General features: G+C 40.2%; 24 protein-coding genes, 1 tRNA gene, 1 other RNA gene and 1 other annotated feature. Of the genes, 21 read left to right on the forward strand and 5 right to left on the reverse strand.

The features are described 5' to 3' along the window. Positions 1-584 precede the first annotated feature (584 nt). Positions 585-1,001, forward strand: coding sequence for a response regulator (locus H6G08_RS15250; protein ID WP_190544044.1), 417 nt, complete (start codon positions 585-587; stop codon positions 999-1,001). Positions 1,002-1,213: 212 nt separating this feature from the next. Next, entirely contained in the window at positions 1,214-1,408 is a 195-nt protein-coding gene (locus H6G08_RS15255; protein ID WP_190544048.1) for a GAF domain-containing protein, read from the forward strand. A 318-nt stretch (positions 1,409-1,726) separates the two neighbouring features. Here H6G08_RS15255 and H6G08_RS15260 read toward each other — a convergent pair whose 3' ends face one another. Both H6G08_RS15260 and H6G08_RS15265 read right to left on the reverse strand, forming a co-directional pair. Then, positions 1,727-2,449, reverse strand: a complete 723-nt coding sequence (locus H6G08_RS15260; RefSeq protein ID WP_242046165.1) for a helix-turn-helix domain-containing protein — start codon at positions 2,447-2,449, stop codon at positions 1,727-1,729. A gap of 469 nt (positions 2,450-2,918) precedes the next feature. Continuing rightward, complete coding sequence (locus tag H6G08_RS15265) at positions 2,919-3,866, reverse strand: glycosyltransferase family 2 protein (RefSeq protein WP_190544051.1); 948 nt, start codon at positions 3,864-3,866, stop codon at positions 2,919-2,921. A gap of 283 nt (positions 3,867-4,149) precedes the next feature. On the opposite strand from H6G08_RS15265, the gene rplS reads away from it, so the two are divergent. From rplS to H6G08_RS15315, 10 genes are all read left to right on the forward strand, one after another. Beyond that, positions 4,150-4,512 carry a 50S ribosomal protein L19 gene (gene rplS, locus H6G08_RS15270; protein WP_190544054.1) on the forward strand — a complete coding sequence of 121 codons (363 nt, stop codon included), beginning with the start codon at positions 4,150-4,152 and terminating at the stop codon, positions 4,510-4,512. A gap of 151 nt (positions 4,513-4,663) precedes the next feature. Next, positions 4,664-4,736, forward strand: a tRNA-Trp gene (locus H6G08_RS15275). Between the two features lie 189 nt (positions 4,737-4,925). Further along, on the forward strand, positions 4,926-5,147 hold the full coding sequence (secE, locus tag H6G08_RS15280) for a preprotein translocase subunit SecE (RefSeq protein ID WP_096646275.1): 222 nt from the start codon (positions 4,926-4,928) through the stop codon (positions 5,145-5,147). Continuing rightward, the gene (gene nusG, locus H6G08_RS15285; RefSeq protein WP_190544057.1) at positions 5,147-5,779 is read left to right on the forward strand and encodes a transcription termination/antitermination protein NusG; all 633 of its coding nucleotides are present in this window, start codon (positions 5,147-5,149) and stop codon (positions 5,777-5,779) included. Before secE ends, nusG begins: the two co-directional genes overlap by 1 nt. A 6-nt stretch (positions 5,780-5,785) precedes the next feature. Beyond that, entirely contained in the window at positions 5,786-6,211 is a 426-nt protein-coding gene (gene rplK, locus H6G08_RS15290; RefSeq protein WP_045868213.1) for a 50S ribosomal protein L11, read from the forward strand. A gap of 130 nt (positions 6,212-6,341) precedes the next feature. Continuing rightward, entirely contained in the window at positions 6,342-7,058 is a 717-nt protein-coding gene (gene rplA / locus H6G08_RS15295; protein WP_190544060.1) for a 50S ribosomal protein L1, read from the forward strand. A gap of 74 nt (positions 7,059-7,132) precedes the next feature. Next, positions 7,133-7,301: a sequence feature (ribosomal protein L10 leader region), on the forward strand. A 63-nt stretch (positions 7,302-7,364) separates the two neighbouring features. Then, entirely contained in the window at positions 7,365-7,916 is a 552-nt protein-coding gene (rplJ, locus tag H6G08_RS15300; protein WP_096646272.1) for a 50S ribosomal protein L10, read from the forward strand. 118 nt (positions 7,917-8,034) lie between these two features. Beyond that, entirely contained in the window at positions 8,035-8,427 is a 393-nt protein-coding gene (gene rplL / locus H6G08_RS15305) for a 50S ribosomal protein L7/L12 (protein WP_190544063.1), read from the forward strand. Positions 8,428-9,131: 704 nt separating this feature from the next. After that, on the forward strand, positions 9,132-9,350 hold the full coding sequence (locus H6G08_RS15310; RefSeq protein WP_242045710.1) for a hypothetical protein: 219 nt from the start codon (positions 9,132-9,134) through the stop codon (positions 9,348-9,350). Between the two features lie 657 nt (positions 9,351-10,007). Next, a complete protein-coding gene (locus tag H6G08_RS15315; protein WP_190544330.1) occupies positions 10,008-11,582 on the forward strand; it encodes a protein kinase domain-containing protein in 1,575 nt (524 codons plus the stop codon). 34 nt (positions 11,583-11,616) lie between these two features. Here the strand turns inward: H6G08_RS15315 and H6G08_RS15320 are convergent, their stop codons facing one another. Beyond that, the gene (locus H6G08_RS15320) at positions 11,617-13,995 is read right to left on the reverse strand and encodes an ATP-binding cassette domain-containing protein (RefSeq protein ID WP_190544066.1); all 2,379 of its coding nucleotides are present in this window, start codon (positions 13,993-13,995) and stop codon (positions 11,617-11,619) included. A 486-nt stretch (positions 13,996-14,481) separates the two neighbouring features. On the opposite strand from H6G08_RS15320, the gene H6G08_RS15325 reads away from it, so the two are divergent. The 4 genes from H6G08_RS15325 to H6G08_RS15340 all read left to right on the forward strand — a co-directional run bounded on the left by H6G08_RS15325 (position 14,482) and on the right by H6G08_RS15340 (position 19,464). Continuing rightward, complete coding sequence (locus H6G08_RS15325; protein WP_190544069.1) at positions 14,482-16,212, forward strand: protein kinase domain-containing protein; 1,731 nt, start codon at positions 14,482-14,484, stop codon at positions 16,210-16,212. A 24-nt stretch (positions 16,213-16,236) separates the two neighbouring features. Continuing rightward, a complete protein-coding gene (locus H6G08_RS37515) occupies positions 16,237-17,055 on the forward strand; it encodes a M15 family metallopeptidase (RefSeq protein ID WP_242046166.1) in 819 nt (272 codons plus the stop codon). A 62-nt stretch (positions 17,056-17,117) separates the two neighbouring features. Then, the gene (locus tag H6G08_RS15335; protein WP_190544072.1) at positions 17,118-17,732 is read left to right on the forward strand and encodes a Uma2 family endonuclease; all 615 of its coding nucleotides are present in this window, start codon (positions 17,118-17,120) and stop codon (positions 17,730-17,732) included. 184 nt (positions 17,733-17,916) lie between these two features. Continuing rightward, positions 17,917-19,464, forward strand: coding sequence for a serine/threonine-protein kinase (locus H6G08_RS15340; protein WP_190544075.1), 1,548 nt, complete (start codon positions 17,917-17,919; stop codon positions 19,462-19,464). A gap of 19 nt (positions 19,465-19,483) precedes the next feature. Here H6G08_RS15340 and H6G08_RS15345 read toward each other — a convergent pair whose 3' ends face one another. Continuing rightward, positions 19,484-20,029: a 2'-5' RNA ligase family protein gene (locus H6G08_RS15345; protein WP_190544078.1), complete on the reverse strand. Its 546-nt coding sequence runs from the start codon at positions 20,027-20,029 to the stop codon at positions 19,484-19,486. An 87-nt stretch (positions 20,030-20,116) separates the two neighbouring features. Between H6G08_RS15345 and H6G08_RS15350 the strand changes: the two genes are divergently transcribed. The 5 genes from H6G08_RS15350 (at position 20,117) to queF (ending at position 22,075) form a co-directional block, all read left to right on the forward strand. Further along, positions 20,117-20,383: a YciI family protein gene (locus tag H6G08_RS15350; RefSeq protein WP_190544082.1), complete on the forward strand. Its 267-nt coding sequence runs from the start codon at positions 20,117-20,119 to the stop codon at positions 20,381-20,383. 37 nt (positions 20,384-20,420) lie between these two features. Then, positions 20,421-20,517, forward strand: an RNA gene (gene ffs / locus H6G08_RS15355) — signal recognition particle sRNA small type. A gap of 25 nt (positions 20,518-20,542) precedes the next feature. Continuing rightward, a complete protein-coding gene (locus tag H6G08_RS15360; protein ID WP_096646261.1) occupies positions 20,543-20,929 on the forward strand; it encodes a phasin family protein in 387 nt (128 codons plus the stop codon). Positions 20,930-21,114: 185 nt separating this feature from the next. Further along, positions 21,115-21,510: a hypothetical protein gene (locus H6G08_RS15365; RefSeq protein WP_190544085.1), complete on the forward strand. Its 396-nt coding sequence runs from the start codon at positions 21,115-21,117 to the stop codon at positions 21,508-21,510. 178 nt (positions 21,511-21,688) lie between these two features. Beyond that, positions 21,689-22,075, forward strand: coding sequence for a preQ(1) synthase (queF, locus tag H6G08_RS15370; RefSeq protein ID WP_190544088.1), 387 nt, complete (start codon positions 21,689-21,691; stop codon positions 22,073-22,075). Between the two features lie 150 nt (positions 22,076-22,225). On the opposite strand, the gene H6G08_RS15375 is transcribed toward queF, so the two are convergent. Then, positions 22,226-23,236 carry a metal ABC transporter solute-binding protein, Zn/Mn family gene (locus H6G08_RS15375; protein WP_190544092.1) on the reverse strand — a complete coding sequence of 337 codons (1,011 nt, stop codon included), beginning with the start codon at positions 23,234-23,236 and terminating at the stop codon, positions 22,226-22,228. Positions 23,237-23,240 lie beyond the last annotated feature (4 nt).

Below are 23,240 nucleotides of genomic sequence, written 5' to 3' on the forward strand. Positions count from 1 at the left end.
ATACGAAGCCTGCCTTCGCAGGCTATCAAACTTTTAGCCTGCGAAGGCAGGCTTTGTTGGTATAGCAATACCCTTCTAGGGTATTGCGTCAAAATTGGGATGCTCCCATTTTAGTTGTGTCAGTCCACTACATATACTTAGATTTTTTCAGAAAAAAATCGGATTCCTATATGTTTTTCAATTTTTTTTTAAAAAAATTAATATTAAACGAGGTAGCTTATATCTTAAATATTGCATTTCATTAAGATTTTATGTTTTTTATCAGTTTTTTATTTTTTCTCGTTAAATTAAAGGCGTTCTTAACTAAACCGATAACGAATATAGTTGATTTATTGATGCTGTCGCTAGGAATGAGTATAAATACTTAATCTAACTTCAGATAAAAACACTGATATTTAGGCATAGCGATAAAAAATAAATTCACAACCAGAGAGCATTTTTACTCATTTCAAGTTGTTTGATTTACTCTTTGAAATTGAGTAAATTGTGCTGACTTTCGGCTGAATTCAAGCATAAAAGCAAAACAGTAAATAAATTTAAATGTTTTTTATTCTCTTAAATTAATAGGGGTAAACAATAAAATCATGAATTATCAAAATCCGCAAAAACCTAAAGTCTTAACTGCCATATCTGAAGAGAGCTATCGAGCTTTGATCGCCTTTATTTTAGAACAGCAAGGATGGGATGTAAATGAAGCTAAAAATGGCACAGAAGCAATAGAAAAGCTGTTTCAAGAACAACCAAAATTATTAATTTTAGATGACCGAATGCCACAGTTAACCCAAGGCGAAATTTATTTAGACTTATTTGCCCAGGGAATTAAATTACCTTTGGTACTGCTAACTTCCTACAAAAAATTAGATAAATTAGCGTTATCTTTGGGTATTTTTTACTTTCTCGATCAGAGATTTGAACTGCCTCATTCTCTACAAAAAATTAAATCTGCTTACACAGAGCTTGTAGATTTAGAAGTCGGCTTTAGCAATTTAGCATCCAAGTGATAATTGAATTAGGGTTTAAATAAAAACTTGTAATTACAAAAATTAGGATTTTCATTAATTGGATCAATACCAAACCATGCAATATCAAGTTGATTTAACTAACTGCGATCGCAAACCAATTCATATTCCCGGTTTAATTCAAACCAATTCGCAACCATTCAGCAATTTTAGCCTGTAGCATTTTTGACGACCAAGTAGAACAAACAGGTATTTTGGGCGATTTATGGCTATTTAAAGACATCGATTCCTTATTTACAGAGATGGAAATCCATTTAGTGCAACAAGTAGCCAACCAATGTGCGATCGCATTACGCCAAGCCCGTCTTTATGAAGCCGTGCAAGCCGAGGTAAGAGAACTCCAACGACTCAATCAACTCAAAGACACCAACCCCCCGCATCTTCGATAAGTTCTACCCTATTCCCAAACAAGAGCCTGGGAAACATAGTGGTACTGACTTAGCGCTAGCCTTGGTGAAAAATTGGTTGAACACATCAATGGCGTGATTTTGGCTGAAAGTGCAAATAATCTGACTCAATTGATCGTTCGGCTACTAGTTTTACCCATATCGACAAACAGGCGTTGCATCGAATGCCTAAAGCACTAAACATAACTGGCGATCGCAATTCAATTTTTCGGCGTTGCTGATTAATGGGATGATTTTTATCTCACGCAAAGGCGCAAAGGCGCAAAGAATCGACTTTCAGCTTTGTCCAAAAATCTGAATTCATCCCGCCTCCAAAGTTTGTCCATCACGGGTTTGATGCGATACCCGTGAACCACGCCAACCAATATTTCTAACTTTCTGTTTCTGCTCTTTGCGCTCAATAATTGGATTAAGAACCCGGTAAACAGTCATGTGGCTGGGGTATCTTTCCAAACCCAATTGTTCGGCTCTCACTTGAACCCGAATCGCCACTTGAGCGGGAGTCATTTTTCTACCGCTTTTATTACCTTCTTTATAGGTTTTGATAATAAACTCTTGCCATTGTTTATCGATGCGGTAATCGCCTTTGTCAGAACGTTCTGGTTCGGTAATAGCCGATAAACCCTGTTCTTGATACTTTTTTACAAGTCGCTGCACCGTCCGAACCGTCTGACCCAGCCTTTGTGCCGCTTGCCTGAGTTTGATTCCATAGGTTTTGCGATCGCATGGCTCAATTAAACTTTGTAATACCTCCATCCTCAGCTTGGCTTCATCCGAGAGTTGAGTAATAATCGTGTTAGTTGGTTCTGCGTACTCATCCTCCAAAATTTCGTCAAGCTCATCCGAACTATCAAAAGATAAAGATGTATTACCCTCATCGGAGTTTAGCGTTTCACCCATCAGACAACTCCATTGCTTGAAATTCTCTAAATACCTAAAGCTGCTTCTCACACCCTTAACTTCAGTATTGAGATGCTGCAAAGCTTCTGCGAAAAAACTCGTCTCCAATTGCTGTTCTTGCAACTATAGAGAATGAGGTTTTAGTAGGAGCATGACATAATTAGTATTTGTGTATTACTGTTCAATAAATATCATACTACTTTGTTCAAAAAAACGACATTTAATTTTTTATAAACTGAACTTATTCTAGAAAAGGACAATTATTTTGTTATGAATTAATCAAAATTTGGAAATCGATGACTTTAACAAAACGACAACTAAAATGTTATTTTTTCAAAAAGCGACATTTAATTTGTTAAAAAAATGAACGGTTAAATGGCAATCAAAAAGGCTATAATTATTGTGTGCCAAGGATTATAGCCTTTTTAATTTCAGCGACAATAATTTGTTAAGACGACAAATAATTAGTTAACCGACACCATTCATGCACAAGGTTTTTGGCTATTTTTTCTCCTCAATGCAGAGATGACAATAATTATTTAAATTGGACAATAATAATTTAATGGACATATAACGAGTTTGAAAACACGCCCTAGCCCCTAGTCCCTAACACCAACTTTTGCAGCCGAGAATTAGGAAAATTTAAACGCCGCGATAATACAGCAGTCAACAACATCCACCAAGCCACAGGCGAACAAATCGCTGGATATACCATCGAGAAAAATACCTTTAGCTGTCTTTGCTGTAAGGCGACAATAGACCAATGTAATACGAGGTAATTTTTGGTATTCTCTAACTTGGGTATATGCGATATATGCTTTTGATTAACTAACGCATAAATCTTTTCTTTCATCAAAATATTAGTCTCTAAGCGTTTAAATAAAGACAACTTTTGATTATAAGCACCAGGCCAAATTGTCCGGTAAGCAAGACTTTGATTTAAAAAGATAGCATCGCCAAACTGGGCAATCCGAATCCAAGAATCGATATCATCACAGTTAGCATCTAGTTGAGAATCCCAACCACCAGATTGCAAAAATGCATTCCGCGAGCAAGCTACTTGCACTGGCGTCCCAAAAGGTACCAATTCCAAAAGCATACCGTAATGAATATCAGCTTGAGGAATAGATAAAGCTAACCCCGTACCAAATTTGGGGGTACGGCTGAGTTCCACACCATGACTATCTACCTGAGCCGCAATACAAGAACAGATAACTGCGGTAGGATGGAGTAAAATAGCCTTTGTCATCTCTTCTAGACAATTAGGCGCAAGATAATCATCATCATCTAAAAACTTGATCCATTCACCGCTAGCTTTTTCCACGCCAACATTTACCGTCGCTGCATGACCTTGATTTACCCCATTGCGATGGTAAATCACAGAGTTACCTAAGCTTTTAACATAATTTTCAGTTTCATCAGAGGAACAGTCATCAGCAACCACCACCTCACAAGGAATCGTTTGCTTAAGTGCTGATGTAATGGCTCGTTTGAGTAAATTTAAACGATTATAAGTAGTTATAACTACAGTAAATTTCATAATTTTTTCAATAGTCAGTGGTCAGTAGTCAGTGGTCAGTGGCAGAAAATCATGAATAATATTCTGCTTATTAGCCATTTCATCACTTTGGCAATTGATTAACCACTAGGAAATCAATGTAATATATGTAACTTTTTTCTGACTTGGTTGCCATAACACTTATGTAATAATTTTTCTCTGTGGTGGTTAGGGTGAAGTAAAATCATCCATATCTAACTACTGGACTCTCAGGCTGGAATAGATTTATGATTGGTGATCGTGAGTTTTTTAAAGCAGACAGGCAATGAACGCTCAAGAGATCATCCGTTCCATTGAAGGGGAACAGCTAAAATCTAATCTGCCCGATATTTATGTGGGCGATACAGTTAAAGTAGGCGTCAAAATTAAAGAAGGCGATAAATACCGCGTCCAACCTTATGAAGGCGTAGTCATTGCCAAACGTAATGGTGGTATCAACGAAACAATTACAGTCCGGCGGGTATTTCAAGGCGTAGGCGTTGAGCGGGTATTCCTGGTACATTCTCCTCGGATTGATAGTATTAAAGTCATGCGCCGTGGTAAAGTACGTCGTGCTAAACTTTACTATCTCCGTCAACGTGTTGGTAAAGCCACTCGGATTAAGCAACGTTTTGATCGCGCTTTGTAATTGTAAATTACAAGTATGGGAGAAGCGAGCCTCAAAAAGCGGCATCTGCCGCTCACTTGCATTCCAGACAAAAGTAAGGTATGATTAAATCCGGAATTGCGTTAAACTAGTAAATGAGTTCAACGCAATCGCTGAATCCAAGACAGCTTGTGCGCTCTTAGTTCAGTTGGTAGAACGCAGGTCTCCAAAACCTGATGTCGGGGGTTCAAGTCCTCCAGGGCGCGCTCAAAAGCAAAAAACACAGCCCGGAATATCAATACAGCTGCTAACATAGCAGCTAGTAGTGGTGATTTCGGGTATAATTATTTTGCAGCTTTTTTGCTTCCAGATTTAAGTTGGGATTGACTCAAGCTGTAAACCTGAATCACAATTAGTAGCTTCTAGCTCTAGAGAAAACGGGGGGATAAACGGCTGTGGCCAAAAAAAATGAAGCGGAAATCCCAGAAAACACAAATGGGTCAGCCTTAAATAACTTTTTTCAAGGAACCAAAGAAGAACTTGAGAAAGTTGTCTGGCCTAGTCGGAAACAACTGGTGAGCGAATCAGCAGCTGTTTTATTGATGGTGACATTATCCGCATCTTTGATCTATTTGGTCGATGGATTGTTTGGGTGGGCAGCAAAACAGGTGTTCTGATGACTTTTGCAACAGACGAACCACAAGACCAGACGTTGCAGTCAGAGGAAGCCGCAGAAGCAGCGCTCAAAGAAGCACGGTGGTATGCGGTGCAAGTAGCCTCAGGCTGTGAAAAACGTGTCAAGACAAACTTGGAACAGCGCATTCAAACTTTTGATGTGGCTGATAAAATTATCCAAGTCGAGATTCCGCACACGCCGGCGGTAAAAATCCGTAAAGATGGCAGTCGCCAAACTACAGAGGAAAAAGTATTCCCTGGTTATGTATTGGTGCGTATGGTGATGAATGATGATACTTGGCAGGTAGTGCGCAACACTTCCCATGTAATTAATTTTGTGGGAGCAGAACAAAAACGCGGCACTGGAAAAGGTCGCGGACATGTTAAGCCAGTACCCCTTGGTCATTCAGAAGTTGAGCGCATCTTCAAACAAACCAGCGAACAGGAGCCAGTTCTGAAAATTGATATGGCGACTGGTGATAAGATAGTTGTGCTTTCTGGGCCGTTTAAAGACTTTGAAGGTGAGGTAATTGAAGTTTCTCCCGAACGGAGTAAGCTCAAAGCCTTACTGTCGATTTTTGGACGAGATACACCAGTAGAGTTGGAATTTAATCAGGTAGAGAAACAGAGTTAAATAAAAATGGCAAAGAAAGTAGTAGCGGTCATTAAATTGGCCCTGAATGCTGGAAAAGCCAACCCAGCACCGCCAGTAGGCCCTGCGTTGGGTCAACATGGCGTTAACATCATGATGTTCTGCAAAGAGTACAACGCCAAAACAGCAGACCAAGCTGGGATGGTAATTCCTGTAGAAATTTCGGTTTATGAAGACCGGAGTTTTACATTTGTACTCAAGACCCCACCCGCATCAGTACTAATTCGCAAGGCAGCGAAAATTGAGCGTGGCTCTAACGAACCCAACAAAAAGAAAGTTGGTAAGATTACCAGAGCGCAATTACAAGAAATAGCTCAAACCAAACTACCTGACCTCAACGCCAACGATATCGACGCGGCGATGAAGATTGTCGAAGGTACTGCCAAGAATATGGGCGTAACTATAGCAGACTAGTCAATAGTCATTAGTCAATAGTCATTAGTAAAAATTTAGATACAAATGACAAATGACAAATGACCAATGACAAATCACAAAAACTTATCGGGGGAGAGGCGAAGCTTCGGAAGTACCCCAGGAGAGAAGAATGGCAAAAAAAATATCACGGCGCTTGCAGGCATTGCAAGCAAAAGTAGAAGATAGAGATTACGCACCCTTAGAGGCGCTAGCACTGCTGAAAGAAACAGCAACAGCAAAATTTCCCGAAGCTGCGGAAGCGCATATTCGCTTAGGGATCGATCCAAAGTATACAGACCAACAATTGCGGACAACTGTAGCACTGCCCAAAGGTACAGGGCAAGAAGTACGTGTGGCAGTAATTGCTAGAGGTGAAAAAGTTAACGAAGCAAGTACTGCTGGTGCGGATGTCGTTGGTTCAGAAGAGCTGATTGACGAGATCCAAAAAGGCAGAATGGACTTTGACAAGCTGATTGCGACACCAGATGTCATGCCACAGGTAGCGAAGTTGGGTAAATTGCTCGGGCCGAGAGGCTTGATGCCATCACCCAAAGGTGGTACGGTGACATTTGACGTAGCAAGTGCGATCGCAGAATTCAAAGCTGGTAAATTAGAATTCCGGGCTGACAGAACAGGCATCGTCCATGTTATGTTTGGTAAGGCATCGTTCTCGCCAGAAGATTTGTTAGTCAACCTGAAGGCGTTGCAAGAGACGATTGACCGTAACCGCCCTTCAGGTGCCAAAGGTCGTTATTGGCGCACAATTTACGTGTCTTCCACAATGGGGCCCTCTATTAAAGTCGATATCGGTGCCCTACGGGATTTAAAACTGACCGAAGCAGCATAATCATTGGTCATTAGTCATTAGTCATTTGTAATAGCAAAAGACAACTGACAACTGACGACTGACAATTGACAAGTAAAGCTAAATAAACACAGCCAAAGACAGCAGGGGCCTATGGCTTAATATCCTGCCGAGGTTGCAAATCTAAATTGCCTCAAGTACCGCTAGTGATAGTGTGATGACTATGGCAACAACAGACTTGCTAATAAACCCCGGCTGTCCCAGCTGGGGTTTATTGTTTGAGTTGGTCAGAACAAAACGCAAAAGTAGGGAAAATCGATGATTTTGCCCTGGGAGGTGAAATAAAAGATGGGTAGAACGCTAGAAAACAAACAAGAGATAGTTGCTGACCTCAAAGAAACTTTGAGCGAGTCAACTCTGGCACTGGTAATTGATTACCAGGGGTTAACTGTGGCTGAAATCACAGACTTACGGCGGCGGCTGCGTCCTAGCGGTACTGTATGTAAGGTGACAAAAAATACCCTGATGGGCATTGCCATTCAAGACCAAGAGCAATGGCAACCATTGTCAGAACTGCTCAAAGGGTCTTCTGCCTTTTTGCTAGTTAAAGACGATTTCTCGTCAGCAATTAAGGCTTACCAAGATTTCCAAAAAGCCACCAAGAAGACAGAACTTCGCGGCGGTGTGATGGAAGGTCGCTTGCTGAAAGAACCTGATGTCAAGGCTCTAGGAGACTTGCCATCTAAGGAACAACTCATGGGTCAAATTGCTGGAGCCATCAACGCTTTGGCTACCAAGATTGCTGTGGGTATCAACGAAGTTCCTGGTTCACTGGCGCGTGCATTGCAAGCAGTTGCTGATGCAGAGAAAGGCGATAGTGCCGATAGTGCTGGCGAATAGACAGTCAAAAGTCAAAAGTCCAGAGTCAACAGTCCAAAGTAAAGTGGTTTTTAACTATTGACCATTGACTATTGACTATTGACAAATAACTAAATCAAACATCATAGGAGTTATATCAATGTCTGCTACAACCGATAACATTTTAGAACAGTTGAAATCTTTGACTTTGTTAGAAGCTGCTGAATTAGTTAAGCAAATTGAAGAAGCTTTTGGCGTTAGCGCAGCTGCACCTGCTGGCGGTATGATGATGATGGCTGCTCCTGGTGCTGCACCTGCTGCTGAAGCAGTTGAAGAGAAGACCGAATTCGACGTAATTCTCGAATCTGTACCTGCTGACAAGAAGATTGCTGTACTCAAGATTGTTCGCGAAATCACTGGCTTAGGTTTGAAAGAAGCTAAGGATTTGGTGGAAGCAGCACCCAAGCCTGTTAAGGAAGGTATTGCTAAGGAAGCTGCTGAAGATGCTAAGAAGCGCATCGAAGAAGCTGGTGGTAAGGTAACTGTGAAGTAATCCAGTTTTTAAAACCTGTTGTTGATTGAGGAGCCACATTATTTGGCTCCTTTTTTTATTTTTATTTCTCTTAACCCCAGTTTTAATAATATTTCATTGTTTAATAATGATGGTTTTTCATATATAAAAATAAATGCGATCGCTATTTTATTCTGTAAAAAATAACTGTTTTTCCTCGCCTCATTAATCAATACGGTTCAGTTAGCACCAAAAACCATAAACTGAGTAGGTTGGGTTGAGGAACGAAACCCAACATTTCCAGGGGTTTGTTGGGTTTCACTTCGTACCCTACGGGAAGCAAGCTACAACCCAACCTACAATTATTCTTAATTGGTTTTTGTAATACAGGCTTAGGTGGAAATTGCCCACCATAAAGGTCTGAATATTCTTCAGCAATGAAATCGGCTTATAGCAATTCAAATAATCTTTGCAACACATTAAAATATTCTAGAGGGCATGGCAGTGCCAGTGCCCCTACAATCTTCCGCATTCTTTTTTCCAGTTGGTATTACTATATTGAAATTGTTAGAAAAAATATTGAGTATCTTCACTGTAGTTTGAGCGCGAATAACACACAGAGGACATAGGTGTTAGGAAATAATGTGGTTTGAACTACACTATTGAGTTGAATTATTAAGATAAACTGCCTGGATGTATGTCATTAAACTACTGACTGAAATTAAGTTACAAAGTAAGGATAAACCATGACTATGAGCAAAGAAGGAGCCAAAGTAATTTTATGGGAAGAGAACCAAAAAGATTTCCTCAAAAAATTTTATGATTTACAATTTATTCCCAGACTGGGAGAGGAAGTTTATCTAAAAAAGGAGAACTGGAAAGTAACGAGAGTTGAACATGATGTAGAAGTTAATGAAATTAATGTCTACTTGCAAATAATCAAAAAAGCCAAGCAGGATAAATAATTTAATTCATCGGCTTACAGGTGACTCGCGTGCAGATGGTAAATGTTTCTGTTACGTAATTAAGCTAGTACCGCAAGGCGGAATTCAAAATTCAAAATTCAAAATTCAAAATTAAGACAGAGTAAGCGTTTTGTTGATTTTGAATGGTCTGTTTATTTACGCCGTGCTGTACTAGTCAAAATTGAGCGAGGGAGAGAGATTAATTTCATATATCTAACAATGAGGATATATAGCCATCCTCATTGAGTCGTTAGATTAAGCCTTGAGAGAGGAACTCTTAGAGGCTGTTTGAAAAGAGATTGGCTGTAATTATAAGTATTTATTGATTCCCTCTAGTCCCTTCAAAAGGCGGATTTAGGGGGATCTAGATTTTTTACTACCAGCAAGAGAGGGAAACCTCCGTTACAAACTGCGGAGGAACAGGAATTAAGGTTTTGGGTTTGAGCTAGTGGTGGTTAAGATACCTCAAATATATTGGTAAATTTGGTCTGCGAGTGGGTTTTCAGGCTCAACAGGTAAAAGTACCCTAGCTCACAGATATTCAACTTGTTAGTATCGATTATTATAAGTGCGTTAGTCTAGGGCATAAAATACTTAGATACCTGGTTTTTTAAAAAAGTCGGGGAGCTAAATCCAGCTGATGTTTTTTAATTACAAATTACCATGAACCTGTTGAACGATCGCTATCAAGTTATCCGCACGTTGGGTGCTGGTGGTTTTGGGGAAACGTATCTTGCAGAGGATACTTATATGCCCTCAAAGCGCCGTTGTGTGGTAAAACAACTTAGACCGATTCAAAATAATCCCCAGATTTATCAACTGGTGCAAGAACGGTTTCAAAGAGAAGCGGCGATTTTAGAAACTCTAGGTGGTGCGACTGACCAAATCCCCACTTTATATGCCTATTTTGAAGCAAAAGAACAATTTTATCTGGTTCAAGAATGGGTGGAGGGAGATACTTTAACAGCGAGGGTACAACAGCAAGGTTTATTTAGTGAAGGCGCTGTCCAAGAATTATTGCTAAATTTGTTACCTGTATTAGAATACGTTCACGGTAAATATATTGTTCACCGAGATATTAAACCAGATAATATTATTCTCCGCCATCGTGATGGTAAACCCGTGCTAATTGATTTTGGGGCGGTGCGGGAATCGATGGGAACAGTAGTAAATTCTCAAGGTAATCCTACCAGTTCAATTGTGATTGGTACGCCGGGATTTATGCCTAGCGAACAAGCCGCAGGTAGACCGGTTTATTCTAGCGATTTATATAGTGTGGGGATGACGGTAATTTATTTGCTGACGGGTAGACAACCGCAGCAAATAGAAACAGATCCGCAAACGGCGGATATTGTTTGGCGACAATATGCTAGTCATATTAGCCCCATGATGGCAGAGATTATCGATCGCGCGATCGCTTATCATCCCCGCGATCGATATCCTACTGCTAGAGCGATGCTAGATGCTTTACAGAGCATATCTAACTCCATTGCACCAACGCAACCATTCTACCAGCCGCAGGTGAATTCTGTACCACTAGCGCCAACGGTTCCTGTGAGTCCTGGGGCGATAACGGAACCGCCAAGAACCGAACCACCAAAAACTGAATACCCCAGAACTGAATACCCCAGAACTGAAAGTAATAATCGCAACGCTTTTATTATCGGTGGTTTAATTGCAGGGGGATTAATTGGTGCGTCTGTAATTCTGAGTCAGGTATTAAAACCTACTCAACAAGTAGCACAAACAACAGTCACACCGACAAACACCTCATCAAACGCGACATCTCCAATTGCACAAACTCCCACTAGTACGCCATCTCCCATCGCTCAACCCACTGTAACACCGCAAGCGACGCCTACGGCAACCCTTTCGGGGAACGCTACTCCTACTCCCACATTTTCAGCTTCTACAAATACATATACACCACCAACTAATAACGCTACAACTAACGATTATTCTTGGCTTTCCCAAAGGGCTGTGACTGATGCAGATTTAGCGGGTAAAGATGGTTTTGAATTAGATATTATGCGTAATTGGGTATTTGCAATTCATGGTAGAAAGTTTGATACTCCCGGCATACAAGATTACTTTAATAATCAACCTTGGTATCAACCGACATATTCACCAAAACAATTTCCTAATCGATTATTAACACCTATAGAAATTCGTAATGCGGATTATATTGCCAAATATCAAGACCGTTATAACCTGCGATATTTTAGGAAATAATTTTAATATTTCCTAATGCCCCATGCCCAATATATTAAAAAATGTCCTTTCGCTTTTGTAACCAAAAAGTAATAGTTAAATAAATGGCGGCATGTAATAATAAAAATCCCCAATTTAAATGTAAATTTCCCCATGTTGCATCGTAAACTGCTGTGGGTTCAAATGGTTGAGGGACTGTACTTCCATCAGGTAATTTGGTTGGTTCTGGGACTAAACTGTTGACATTTACTAAAGCACCATAAGCACCTACTGACCAACGACTTAACATCAACCAAGATAAAATTTTATTGACATCACCAGTGGTTTTAAATAATACTCCAGAAAAGATAATTTGCGGTAGTAAAAGTAATGGTAAAGCGCTATTAGCTTGACTACTATTTCTCACACATGCTGATATTAATAAACCTAAGCTGAAACTAGCTAATAAGGTGAGGAAAGTAGTAATTGATAATCCTATCGGCCAAGAAATTAATTCTGAATTTGGAGATTTAAAGCCGATGATAATGACTATCAGCATTAATAAAGTTTGCGCGATCGCTAAAATTGAAAGGACGGTGACTTTCGAGCTAAGATAAGCTAATAATCCTAAATTAACTAGCCTTTCCCTTAAATAAATTGCTGCTTCTTTGACAATTTCTTGCAAAGAACTAGAAAGTCCTACCCACAACGCAGCACAAGTAAAGACAAACAATACTTGCAAAGCTAAAGGTGCGAGTTTGGGATCTGGTTCTGCGCCTAAAACAAAGGGTATTTTATCTTTAATTGCTAAAGTAATTAAACCAATACCGATAGGTGCGGTTAAAAGTGAGAGGAGAAGATTAACGCGATCGCGTAAAATTAATTGCCAATATCGTTGCGTTAATAAAAACCACTGTTGTAAAAAGGAAACTTTTTTGCGTGTTGGTGCTAAAGACTTTGATGGCTGCGGAGTTACAGTATTGATTTGATTGCCAATATAACGTTGATAAAACGGTGATTGCTGAAATAAAGTTGCGTAGTTAACAACTGCTTGTTCTTGTTCGAGTTTAATATAAATATCGGCAAAGTCACTCACGCCAAAAAACTTCAAAGCTTCTTGGGGTGTACCAAAATAGCACAGTCTACCACCTAAACCGAGAAAGACAATGCGATCGCATTCGGTAATATTAGCTGTTGCATGGGTGACTAAAATAATCGTTCTTCCCCCTTGATGGGCTAAATCCTTTAATAGCTGCATCATCTGCTTATCTAAGCCAGGATCTAATCCAGAGGTGGGTTCATCTAAAAAGAACAATTTGGGATCGGCTAATAATTCTACGCCAATACTCACCCGTTTGCGCTGTCCGCCACTGAGATCGCTAACTAAAGCATGACGCCGATGAGTCATTTTAATTGCTTCTAGCGCCTGTTCTACCAGTGGTTGCAACTGGATATCCGGTGGTAGGCGCAATTTTGCTGCATAGGTGAGTACCTCAGCAACAGTCAATTCTCGGTGAATAATATCATCTTGGGGAACATAACCAATTTGGGTGCGGTACAAATTAAAGTTTTTTTGCAAATCTTCACCATTAATCTGCACTTCACCTTTAGTAATTTTCTCAATTCCTAACAGCGTCCGCATTAATGTAGATTTACCCGCACCACTTCCCCCGACTAAAGCAACAAATTGTCCTGGTTCAATTGCAAAAGATAAATTATCTAATCGTCGCTTACCGTTAGTTTCTAAAAGTATATTCTGTGCATCTAGACGAATGCGATCGCCTTGATCGAGAATTTCTAAATTATCATCGCGCACCACCAAAGTAAACGGCCCGATGCGGATTTTCGCCCCATTTGACAGTACAGCCGTTCCCATGACTTGTTTACCGTCAATAAACACCCCATTGGTGCTGTAATCTCGCAGAATATAGCGTCCTTGTCCATCAGTATCAATAGTTGCGTGACGCCGAGAAACCGTAGGCGCATCTAACTGTAAACTAGCTTGAGGATCGCGTCCGAGTAAAATTGATCGCTGTTTTAACGAAATTGCCCGAATTGCTGGTGTAGTTACTGTATGGGCGTTAGCAGGATTGCCGTATCTAATTTGAATCAGTTGATTTGGGTTTTGGGCAATTTGAATTTCTACACCATGGGTTAAACAATAGCCTTCTTTGGGGGTAATTAGGGAATGATTGACATATAGCTTATTACTACTCGCTTTTTGCCCATCGCCGTCATAAATGCGGTAGTCTGCGCCTTCTTGACACAACACCGCTTGACAACGGGAAACTACTTCCCAATGTTGGGGTACTAGTAAATCGCTGGTACTGGGATCTCGTCCCAAAATATGCTGAGGCTTTTTGAGTTCAAAGTAGAGAATTTCACCTTGGTTGTTTAATTCTAGAAAAGGATTGGAGCTAAAAACAGTCCGACTTTGGGAAGGTGGCTGCACCATAAATTGCTTAAGGGGCTAGGGGCTAGGGGCTAGAAATTTTCATGGACAGGTTTGTGATATTTTCTCGTGAATGGCTGTTTTTCATCAATTCTGGTGTACGCAGTTCATGATGGCTACTTACTCTGAAATTTAGCTGGTTAACAGTAATAGTTGTTTACTTATCAAAAATTAATTTTTTACGCAAAAACTAAATTAATTACAGGTACTAAAAGTTTATGATATTGAACAGCTAAATATAAATTATATGTAAAAAATAGGCAATTACAACATTAGATATTGATTAAATAATGAATATATTGAGGAATTATTCTGAGTTTTATCCTGCGTAGTCCGGCGCATAGGTTAGACAGTCATCGCTAAATTCAGCAATGCCAAATAGCAAAGTCCAGTTTGATTTTTGAAAAAAGCCTACTCTGATACTTTTCCATTACCCGTTCTGTGTTTGCTCTGTTTACGAGTAAGTTCACAAATCAAAGAGGAGTGTTTATGACCTTGACATTATTAAATAATCGTTATCAAGTTTTGCGAGTGCTAGGGAGTGGAGGATTTGGGGAAACTTTTTTAGCCGAAGATACTCAAATGCCTTCTAATCGCCGTTGTGTAATTAAACAACTTAAGCCTATAGCCAATAATCCCCAGGTTTACCAATTAATTCAACAACGCTTTCAGCAAGAAGCAGCCATATTAGAAGAACTAGGCGATCGCAGCAATCAAATACCCAAACTATATGCCTATTTTATCGACAATGGGCAATTTTACTTAGTCCAAGAATATATTGAAGGTCAAACCTTAACCCAAAAAATCCAACAGCAAGGGGTATTAAGTGAAATTGCTGTTAAGGGAATATTAATTGATATTTTACCAATTCTAGAATTTATTCATAGCAAGCATATAGTTCATCGAGATATTAAACCAGATAATATAATTTTGCGTTTCGCTGATGGCAAGCCCATATTAATTGATTTTGGTGCGGTTAAAGTATCAATGGGCACAATTATGACCGCCTCTGGTAACTCCACCCCGTCAATTGTCATTGGAACACCAGGATTTATGCCGATGGAACAATCGGTAGGTAGGCCAGTATTTTCCAGCGATATCTATAGTTTAGGACTGACAGCGATTTATTTACTTACAGGCAAAATCCCCTCAGAATTTCCCACAAATCCCGCTACAGGGGATATTCTCTGGCGAAATTTTGCGTTTAATATTAGCCCAGATTTTGCGGCTGTATTGGATAAAGCTGTACAACAATCACCGCGCGATCGCTATCTTACTGCTAGAGATATGTTAATCGCATTGCAAAATCCCGTTGCACCTACTGTACCTGTTATACCCACCGTACCCCCTGCTAATCCCACAGTAATTGCCACACCAGTCAACGGAGGACATGTTTCAACGCCAACAGTTCCATCTCCACCCCCTGTATATCAGCCGCCAATTTCTTACTCTCCAGAACCAGTACCATCTCCTAAAAGTTTGGCTACTTGGCAACAAGGGGTAATTATTGGTAGTGTAATTGGCTCATTAGTTGTCGGTGGTATATGGTTAGTCAGAGGGCAATTATCTAGTCCAACTCAACCATCAATAAATGTAGCCACATCTCCTACACCAACCAGATCGCCAAGCTTAAATTCATCTAATAATTCACCTAATATCAATGAGCAACAATCAACTCCCCCAACATCCAAAGTAGTTGAGTCAAACTCTTCTAATTCTAATCGTCAAATTAATACTCCCTCAACACCTATTTACACAGAAAGACCAACCACATCTGAGAATAATTCAACCAATGTAGAAACACCTATAACATCAACAGCAACCCTCACAGAAGCAGGAGCAAAAAATGTAATTAATAATTGGTTAAAAGCCAAGCAAGTTATGTTTGCACCACCCTACAATCCTCAACCAGCTTCTGAGTTAACTACTGGTCAACAATACGAGCAAGTTGCTGGTTATGATGGTTCAATCAACTCCCTCAAAACTGATGGTCATTATTACCAATATGGTTTACAACAAATTGATGGAGTAGACGAGTTTTCTGTTAACGGTAACCAAGCGACTATTCAAGTCAAAGTTACGGAAGATCGCACACTTTTTGATAGAAATGGCAATATTATACCTAAAGAAACTGATTTTAAAACGAGAACAGTCAGATATACTTTACAATTTGTAGACCAACGTTGGAAAATAGCCTCTACGCAAATAATTAGTAACTAATTAGCAAATAATTCATAAACGATCATGAGATTTTTCTCAAAATTACCTTATATTGTGAGAATTTTAGCGATTGCTACAATTGTGGCATTTGGTATTATCCTGTGCGGTACTTTAATGATGAGATTTTCTACCTCAAATGTACCCGTGCAAGCTAAAACTTCTCCAACGGTAACAACTACAGTCACAGCGCAACCCAACTCAGAACCTATAGCTTTACCAACAGCGAATATTCCTACTAATTCCACACCCTTAGAAATTAGTAGAACCTTGCAAATTGAGAAAACCAAACATCAAAATACAACAACATCATCAAATCAAATTGCTTACGGGCATTTTCCTTACGCACAAGCCGATCGTAGCCAAATGATGCTGATTGGTAGCTATGCAACAGGTGCAGATCAGCGCTTTGAATCTTTAAACACTGAAGCTGTACAAGCATTTATGAAAATGACTTATGCAGCCAGAGAAGTAGGTATTTGGATTATTCCTGTATCTGGATTTCGGACTATAGAACAACAAGAAAAATTATTTCAAAACCAAATTAAACGCCGGGGTTCTGAACAAGCAGCCGCAAAAATTAGCGCACCCCCTGGACATAGTGAACATCATACAGGTTTTGCGTTAGATTTAACAGATGGTAAATCTCCAAAAAAAGATATTACTTTAGCATTTGAAAATACAGATGCTTATCGTTGGTTGACTAAACATGCTCAAGAATTTGGCTTTGAACTGTCTTTTCCTCCCAACAATAAACAAGGTGTCAGTTTTGAACCTTGGCACTGGCGATATGTAGGTTCAGCAAATGCAGCCGCAGTATTTGCTAATGCGAGAAATCAGCAATAAATAAGAAGTTGGAAATTTTGCCATCATGGAAATACATACACCTAAATAAAAATAAAGATATTATGACTCAAGCTGTACCAAAAATAGTTACTTTTGATGAATTTATTGCTTGGTATCCCGAAAACTCTGGGGTACGCTACGAACTGCACAATGGGGAAATTGTGGAAATGTCACAGCCTACAGGGAAACATGAGAAAGTAAAAGGGTTTTTGGTAAGAAAGCTATCTGTGGAGTTTGACAGGTTAAATCTTCCCTACTTTATCCCCAATCAAGCGATAGTAAAACCTCCAGCAAGAGAATCAGGTTATTTTCCAGATGTTTTGATCGTAAATGATGCAGCTTTAGCCTCGGAACCTCTTTGGGAAAAATCTTCCACTATTATCAATGGTGCATCAATCCCTTTAGTTATAGAGGTTGTCAGTACTAATTGGCGAGATGATTACTATTTAAAACTTGCTGATTACGAAGAAATGGGTATTCCTGAATATTGGGTTGTTGACTATGCAGCGTTAGGTGCAAGAAAATTTATTGGCAATCCCAAACAACCTACTTTTTCACTTTATCAATTGATTAATGGTGAATATCAAGTTACTCAATTTCGGGGTAGCGATCAAATTCAGTCTCCAACATTCCCGGAATTAAATTTAACAGTAGAGCAGATATTTATAGCAGGATAATAAACTAATATTTTCATAGGTGTGGTGAAGCGATCGCCAATCAATACCAAACCTAGTCATTTGTTATTCTCCGCGTCGCTGCGTCCCCCTTGCCTTCAACAAAGCTATCTTCTTTAAATCCCAAAGCTAACATGCTATAAAATATACAATTGATATCCTGATTCTGACTGGCTAACGCCAACTTATGCAAACGCTGCTAAATAATCGCTATCAAGTAATTGATACCTTAGGGGGCGGTGGATTTGGTGAAACTTTCTTAGCAGAAGATACCCAAATGCCCTCTAGGCGTCGCTGTGTGATTAAACAACTTAAACCAATTCAAAATAATCCCCAGGTTTATCAACTGGTTCAGGAACGGTTTCAAAGAGAAGCAGCGATTTTAGAAGATTTAGGTGGCGCTACAGACCAAATACCCGCCTTATATGCTTATTTTCAGTCAGAAGGGCAATTTTATGTGGTTCAGGAGTTGATTCAAGGTCAAACTCTGACTGCAAAGATGCAACAGCAAGGAAGATTTAGTGAAAGTGCTGTTAAAGAAATATTAGTAAATTTATTACCAGTTTTAGAGTATATTCACTCAAAGCGGATTATTCACCGCGATATTAAACCAGATAATATTATTTTGCGCGATCGCGATCGCAAACCCGTACTGATAGATTTTGGTGCAGTGCGGGAAACAATGGGGACAGTATTTAATTCTCAAGGCAATCCTACCAGTTCAATTGTCATTGGTACACCCGGTTATATGCCCAGCGAACAAGCAATGGGGAGACCGGTATTTTCTAGCGATTTATATAGTTTAGGGATGACAGCAATTTATTTGCTGACGGGGAAACAACCACAAGAATTAGAAACAGATCCGCGAACAGGAGAAATTATTTGGTCTCATTATGCATTAAACGTGAGTCCAACATTAGCCGGAGTAATCGATAAAGCGATCGCCTATCATCCACGCGATCGCTTCGCCACAGCTAGAGAAATGCTACAAGCCTTGCAAATTGGCGCAAATACCTTTCCACCCACACAACCTTATAACCCTCCACCAGTAGCATCAACACCACCAACAATCCCAGTTAGTCCAGGTGTATCTTATCAACAACAGACAATTCCCGTTAGTCCAGGTGGATCTTATCAACCAACTAATCCTCAACCCACACATAACGGACAAAAAGGAGTCTTAATCGCCAGTTTAATCGCAGGTGGCTTGATTGTGGGTGCAGCTATAATTGGTTTTGCGATCGCTAATAATAAACAACCGCAAATAGCACAGTCCCCACAGCCATCTAACGAATCTGCAACAATCCGCAATCAACCCCAAGAAACCGCTACACCAAATACCACCATTCCCAGTCCTACCCCATCTGTGCAAGTTTCTCCCATAACACCCACATCAGTTGAACGTCCATCACCAGAACAAGCGATACAAAATTATTTTGCAATTATCAATCAAGGTCAATTTCCAACTTCTTGGAATCTCCTAGCACCCAGCTATCAAAATAATCGCAAACTTCACCCCAACGGCTATCTTTCCTATATAGATTGGTGGGGAAATAGAGTCCAAAGCGTATATGTTTCACAAGTTAATTTAGTACAAGCAAACGAAAATGCCGCTACACTTAATACTAATTTAGAATATACGATGAAAACCGGAAAAACCGTCCCAGCTAAGGTGACTTTTCTATTATTATGGGATGCTGAAAATAGCAGATGGGTTGTTGGTGATACTAGATAATTTGCCAACTAGATAATAGTCAATTGCATAAAAAAGCAAATTCTGATTTGATATGCCATCGCTTACCTTCGTGAATTAATAATGTTACTTTATCAGCAATAAATTCAAAATGTAACTGGCGATTTGCAAATTCTGTCCAAGCTGCTTGAAAATTTTGTCGGGTTAAATCGCGGAAAGCAACTGTCATGTGGGGTGTAAAGCGGTGGTTTTTACCTTCCTTGTCTACAATACCCAAATTTGCTTCGACAACGGCTTTTAAGTCTGCTTGCAAATTCAGCAATTCTGGGCTTTGCACCACATCTATATAGATGACACGGGGCGGAAAAGCTGCAAACCCATTCAGAGTAATTGGTAGCGACTGTTTTTGACTCGCAAACTCCGCCAGAGTAGCTTCTATTTTAGATACATCACGATTTGCCCATTTAAAAGGCTGTTGTAGCGTAATGTGCGGCGGGGACTTTTGCGCGTGTCGGCTGGCGTAATTATCAGCAAAATACTGCTTGATGTCGTTGGCGTAATCTTGAATATCTTGCGGTGGTAGCAAGGCTATGAAAAACAGGCTCATTCAATTTTAAATTTAAGGTAGAGGGCAGAAGCGAAACGACTTATCCTATGGATTTGAGGATAGCAAAATTCTGGAGGTTGTAAATAAATGCCAATTTTCGTCAAAATTGAAACGGGCAGAGTTGATAAACCTACCTTTGACAAATACGTACCCGCCCATAAGGCTTACGTTGAGGATTTAATTGCTAAAGGACATAAAGCCAGAACTGGTTACTGGGCAGAATTCGGCGGCGGGATGATGGTATTTGAGGCGCAATCAATGACAGAAGCCCAAGAAATTATCGCCCGTGACCCCTTGGTAGCAAACGGTTGTGTGAATTATCAGCTACACGAATGGCGAATTATTGTGGAATAACATCCAATTACGGAATTATTGTGCTACTCTATTAATAGACCTGGACTTATGCGACTTCAACGCCCAAATCTTGTCAGGACCGGAAGGTAGCAGCAATACGGGATGCTTGTGGTAGGCGTAAACTCCGGGTCGCCCTATTTTTAGGAGCGTTCAGCAGCAATGCCTGGTTTTGGAGATATTGTTCAAAAAGCTTTTTACCTCGGTGTTGGTTTAGCTTCTTACGCGGGTGAGAAAGCAGGGGGAAAATTAGCCGAATTGCGATCGCAAGTCCAAAAACTGGCAGATGAAATGGTGGCAAAGGGCGAAATGACCACAGATGAAGCCCGCCGCTTTGTCGAAGATATGATGAAGCAAGCTCAACAGCCCCCATCATCTACCGCACCTACAGACAAAACACCGCCTGCTGAACCTCGTCGCATCGAAATTGTCGAGGAAGATGAAGAACCAACAGTCAAGGATTCTTCCCCAACTGATGATGTAGATGGCTTGCGTAACCAAGTGCTAGAACTGCAAGAAGAGTTAAAACGGTTGCAACGCAACGACTAGTCAATAGCAGTAATTTAGCAACAGCACCAAACACAGTAAATTTTTGCATATACTTGAACTAGGATCTACCTAGTAAATCATAGTGGGAATCCAAAATCCTTTGTGAACTTTCAGCTAAGATACTAGTACTTCCAGCCAGGTCACACTGAGCGCTCTATTCATCAGCCAGTAAAGGTGTCAAGTTTATGGACAATTGGCAAAAAGATTTGATCGACATCATTGAGACTGTGGCTGAGGAAGTAGAGCAGTTTTTCCTGGGAATGAGTGACATGGTAGACGCTTTTTTGGAACTCACAGAAGAAATTACTGAACAGGTACAAACTACAATTGCGACAGAAGTTGATCAGTATTTACAAGATTTAGCCGAGCCAATGTTTGAGGCTTACTGGGAACTAGAAGATGTAGTTACAGATTTAGATCCGGGTTTTCCCTATTCAGTTGAAGCCACAGCAGAAAAAAATCCGGCTTGTATCGGTTGTATCCATTACCACGGACAAGCTTATGGTGGTAATTTATTAGTTTGTGCCATGCATCCTCACGGCTGGGATGATAATAATTGTCCAGACTGGGAACAGGATTAGGGACAAATAATTCAAAATTCAAAATTCAAAATTCAAAATTAAGAATTCTATTTGCCCAATGACGCCAGTTGCTACCCTGCGGGAAGCCGCTCCGCCTCTACAACGGGGGAACCCCCGCAACCCACTGGCTCCCCAATGCCCAATGCCCAATGCCCAATTACAACTGACTATTTGACAAATGACAACTGACACCAAAGAAATGAAATATGGCGAACGTGAGATTGCGGAAGGACAATTAATTACCTTTCCGAATCCGCGTGTGGGTAGGCGATATGACGTTAGCATTACTTTACCGGAGTTTACTTGTAAATGTCCGTTTTCTGGCTATCCGGATTTTGCGACGATTTATATTACCTACGTTCCTGATGAGCGGGTAGTGGAATTAAAAGCGCTGAAGCTTTATATTAACAGTTACCGCGATCGCTATATTTCTCATGAGGAATCTGCAAATCAAATTCTTGATGATTTTGTCGCTGCTTGCGATCCTTTAGAGGTGACAGTCAAAGCAGATTTTACTCCCCGTGGGAATGTGCATACTGTGGTGGAAGTACGTCATCAAAAATAATACCTAAATTATCTCGTTGACTGTTGACTGTTGACTGTTGACAGTTAAGAGTCATTAGGGGTGGGTTTAACCAACATATCTGTTTTCAAGCATGAATATTTGACAAAACCCGCCCGTACAATAGTGAAAAAGAGCAATGGAATATTTTTTTTAATTAGAAGTGCCAAATGGCGTATACTTCCCTCCCAAACCCTCAACAATCGATTGGGTATTTGCAATCAGCATTTTTTGATAGGTATCGGCATCACTCCCTGCTTCTCCTAAACTATCAGCATAGAGTTCTCTGTCTGAAACCTTGACATTAGCATTTTTCGCTACTGCTGTAATTAACTTGGCATCATTTGTTACCTCTGCAAAAATCGTCGGTACGCCAGTTTTTTGAATATCTTTCACCAATGCACTCACCCTGGCGGCTGTGGGTGCGGCTTCAGTGCTAATTCCCCCTAATGCTTGTTCTACAGGGATACCATAGGCTTGAGCGTAATAACCTAAAGCATCGTGAGTTGTGACTAACTTGCGATTTTTTGGTGGAATTGTTGCTACTTCCGATTTAATCCAAGTGTCGATTTTGCTAATTTCGTTAGTAACTTTTTGCGTATTTTCACTATATAAATTAGCATTTTCTGGTTTTAATTTACTCAAACTGTCGCCAATTACCTTCGCTATGGCTACCCCATTTTGAGCATTATGCCAAACATGGGGGTCGGTGACAGTTTTGCCATCTTCTGCAAACTTTTGCGGGTTGGGAACAGCTAGTTCGTTCACTGCGACTTTGGTAGCTGGATTAGAAGTTGCTTTGATCAACTTAATTAACTCCGGTTCAAAGTCATAACCGCCATATAATATCAATTTAGCTTGCTCAATGGCTTTGCGATCGCCTGGTTTGGCTTGGTAAACATGAGGATCGGAACCAGGCTGAATCAAACATTGCAGATTCACTGTTGTGGCGGCTATTTGTTTGGTTAAATCGCAAAGTATCGTATTAGTTGCTACAACTAACGGAACTTCGCTGGCGGCGGTGGCTGGGTTTGCAGTTGCAATGGAAGCAGCGCTGTCTACTGGTTTTGTTTGTTGTGTTGTGGTTGGTGTCGCCTCGCATCCCAGTAAGCTGAAGGTAATAGCTAATACCATCAGTCCTTGATTTTGTCGATTTTCTAACATTGTT

This window comes from Calothrix anomala FACHB-343 (genome assembly GCF_014696435.1).
Classification (GTDB): Bacteria; Cyanobacteriota; Cyanobacteriia; order Cyanobacteriales; family Nostocaceae; genus Aulosira; species Aulosira anomala_A.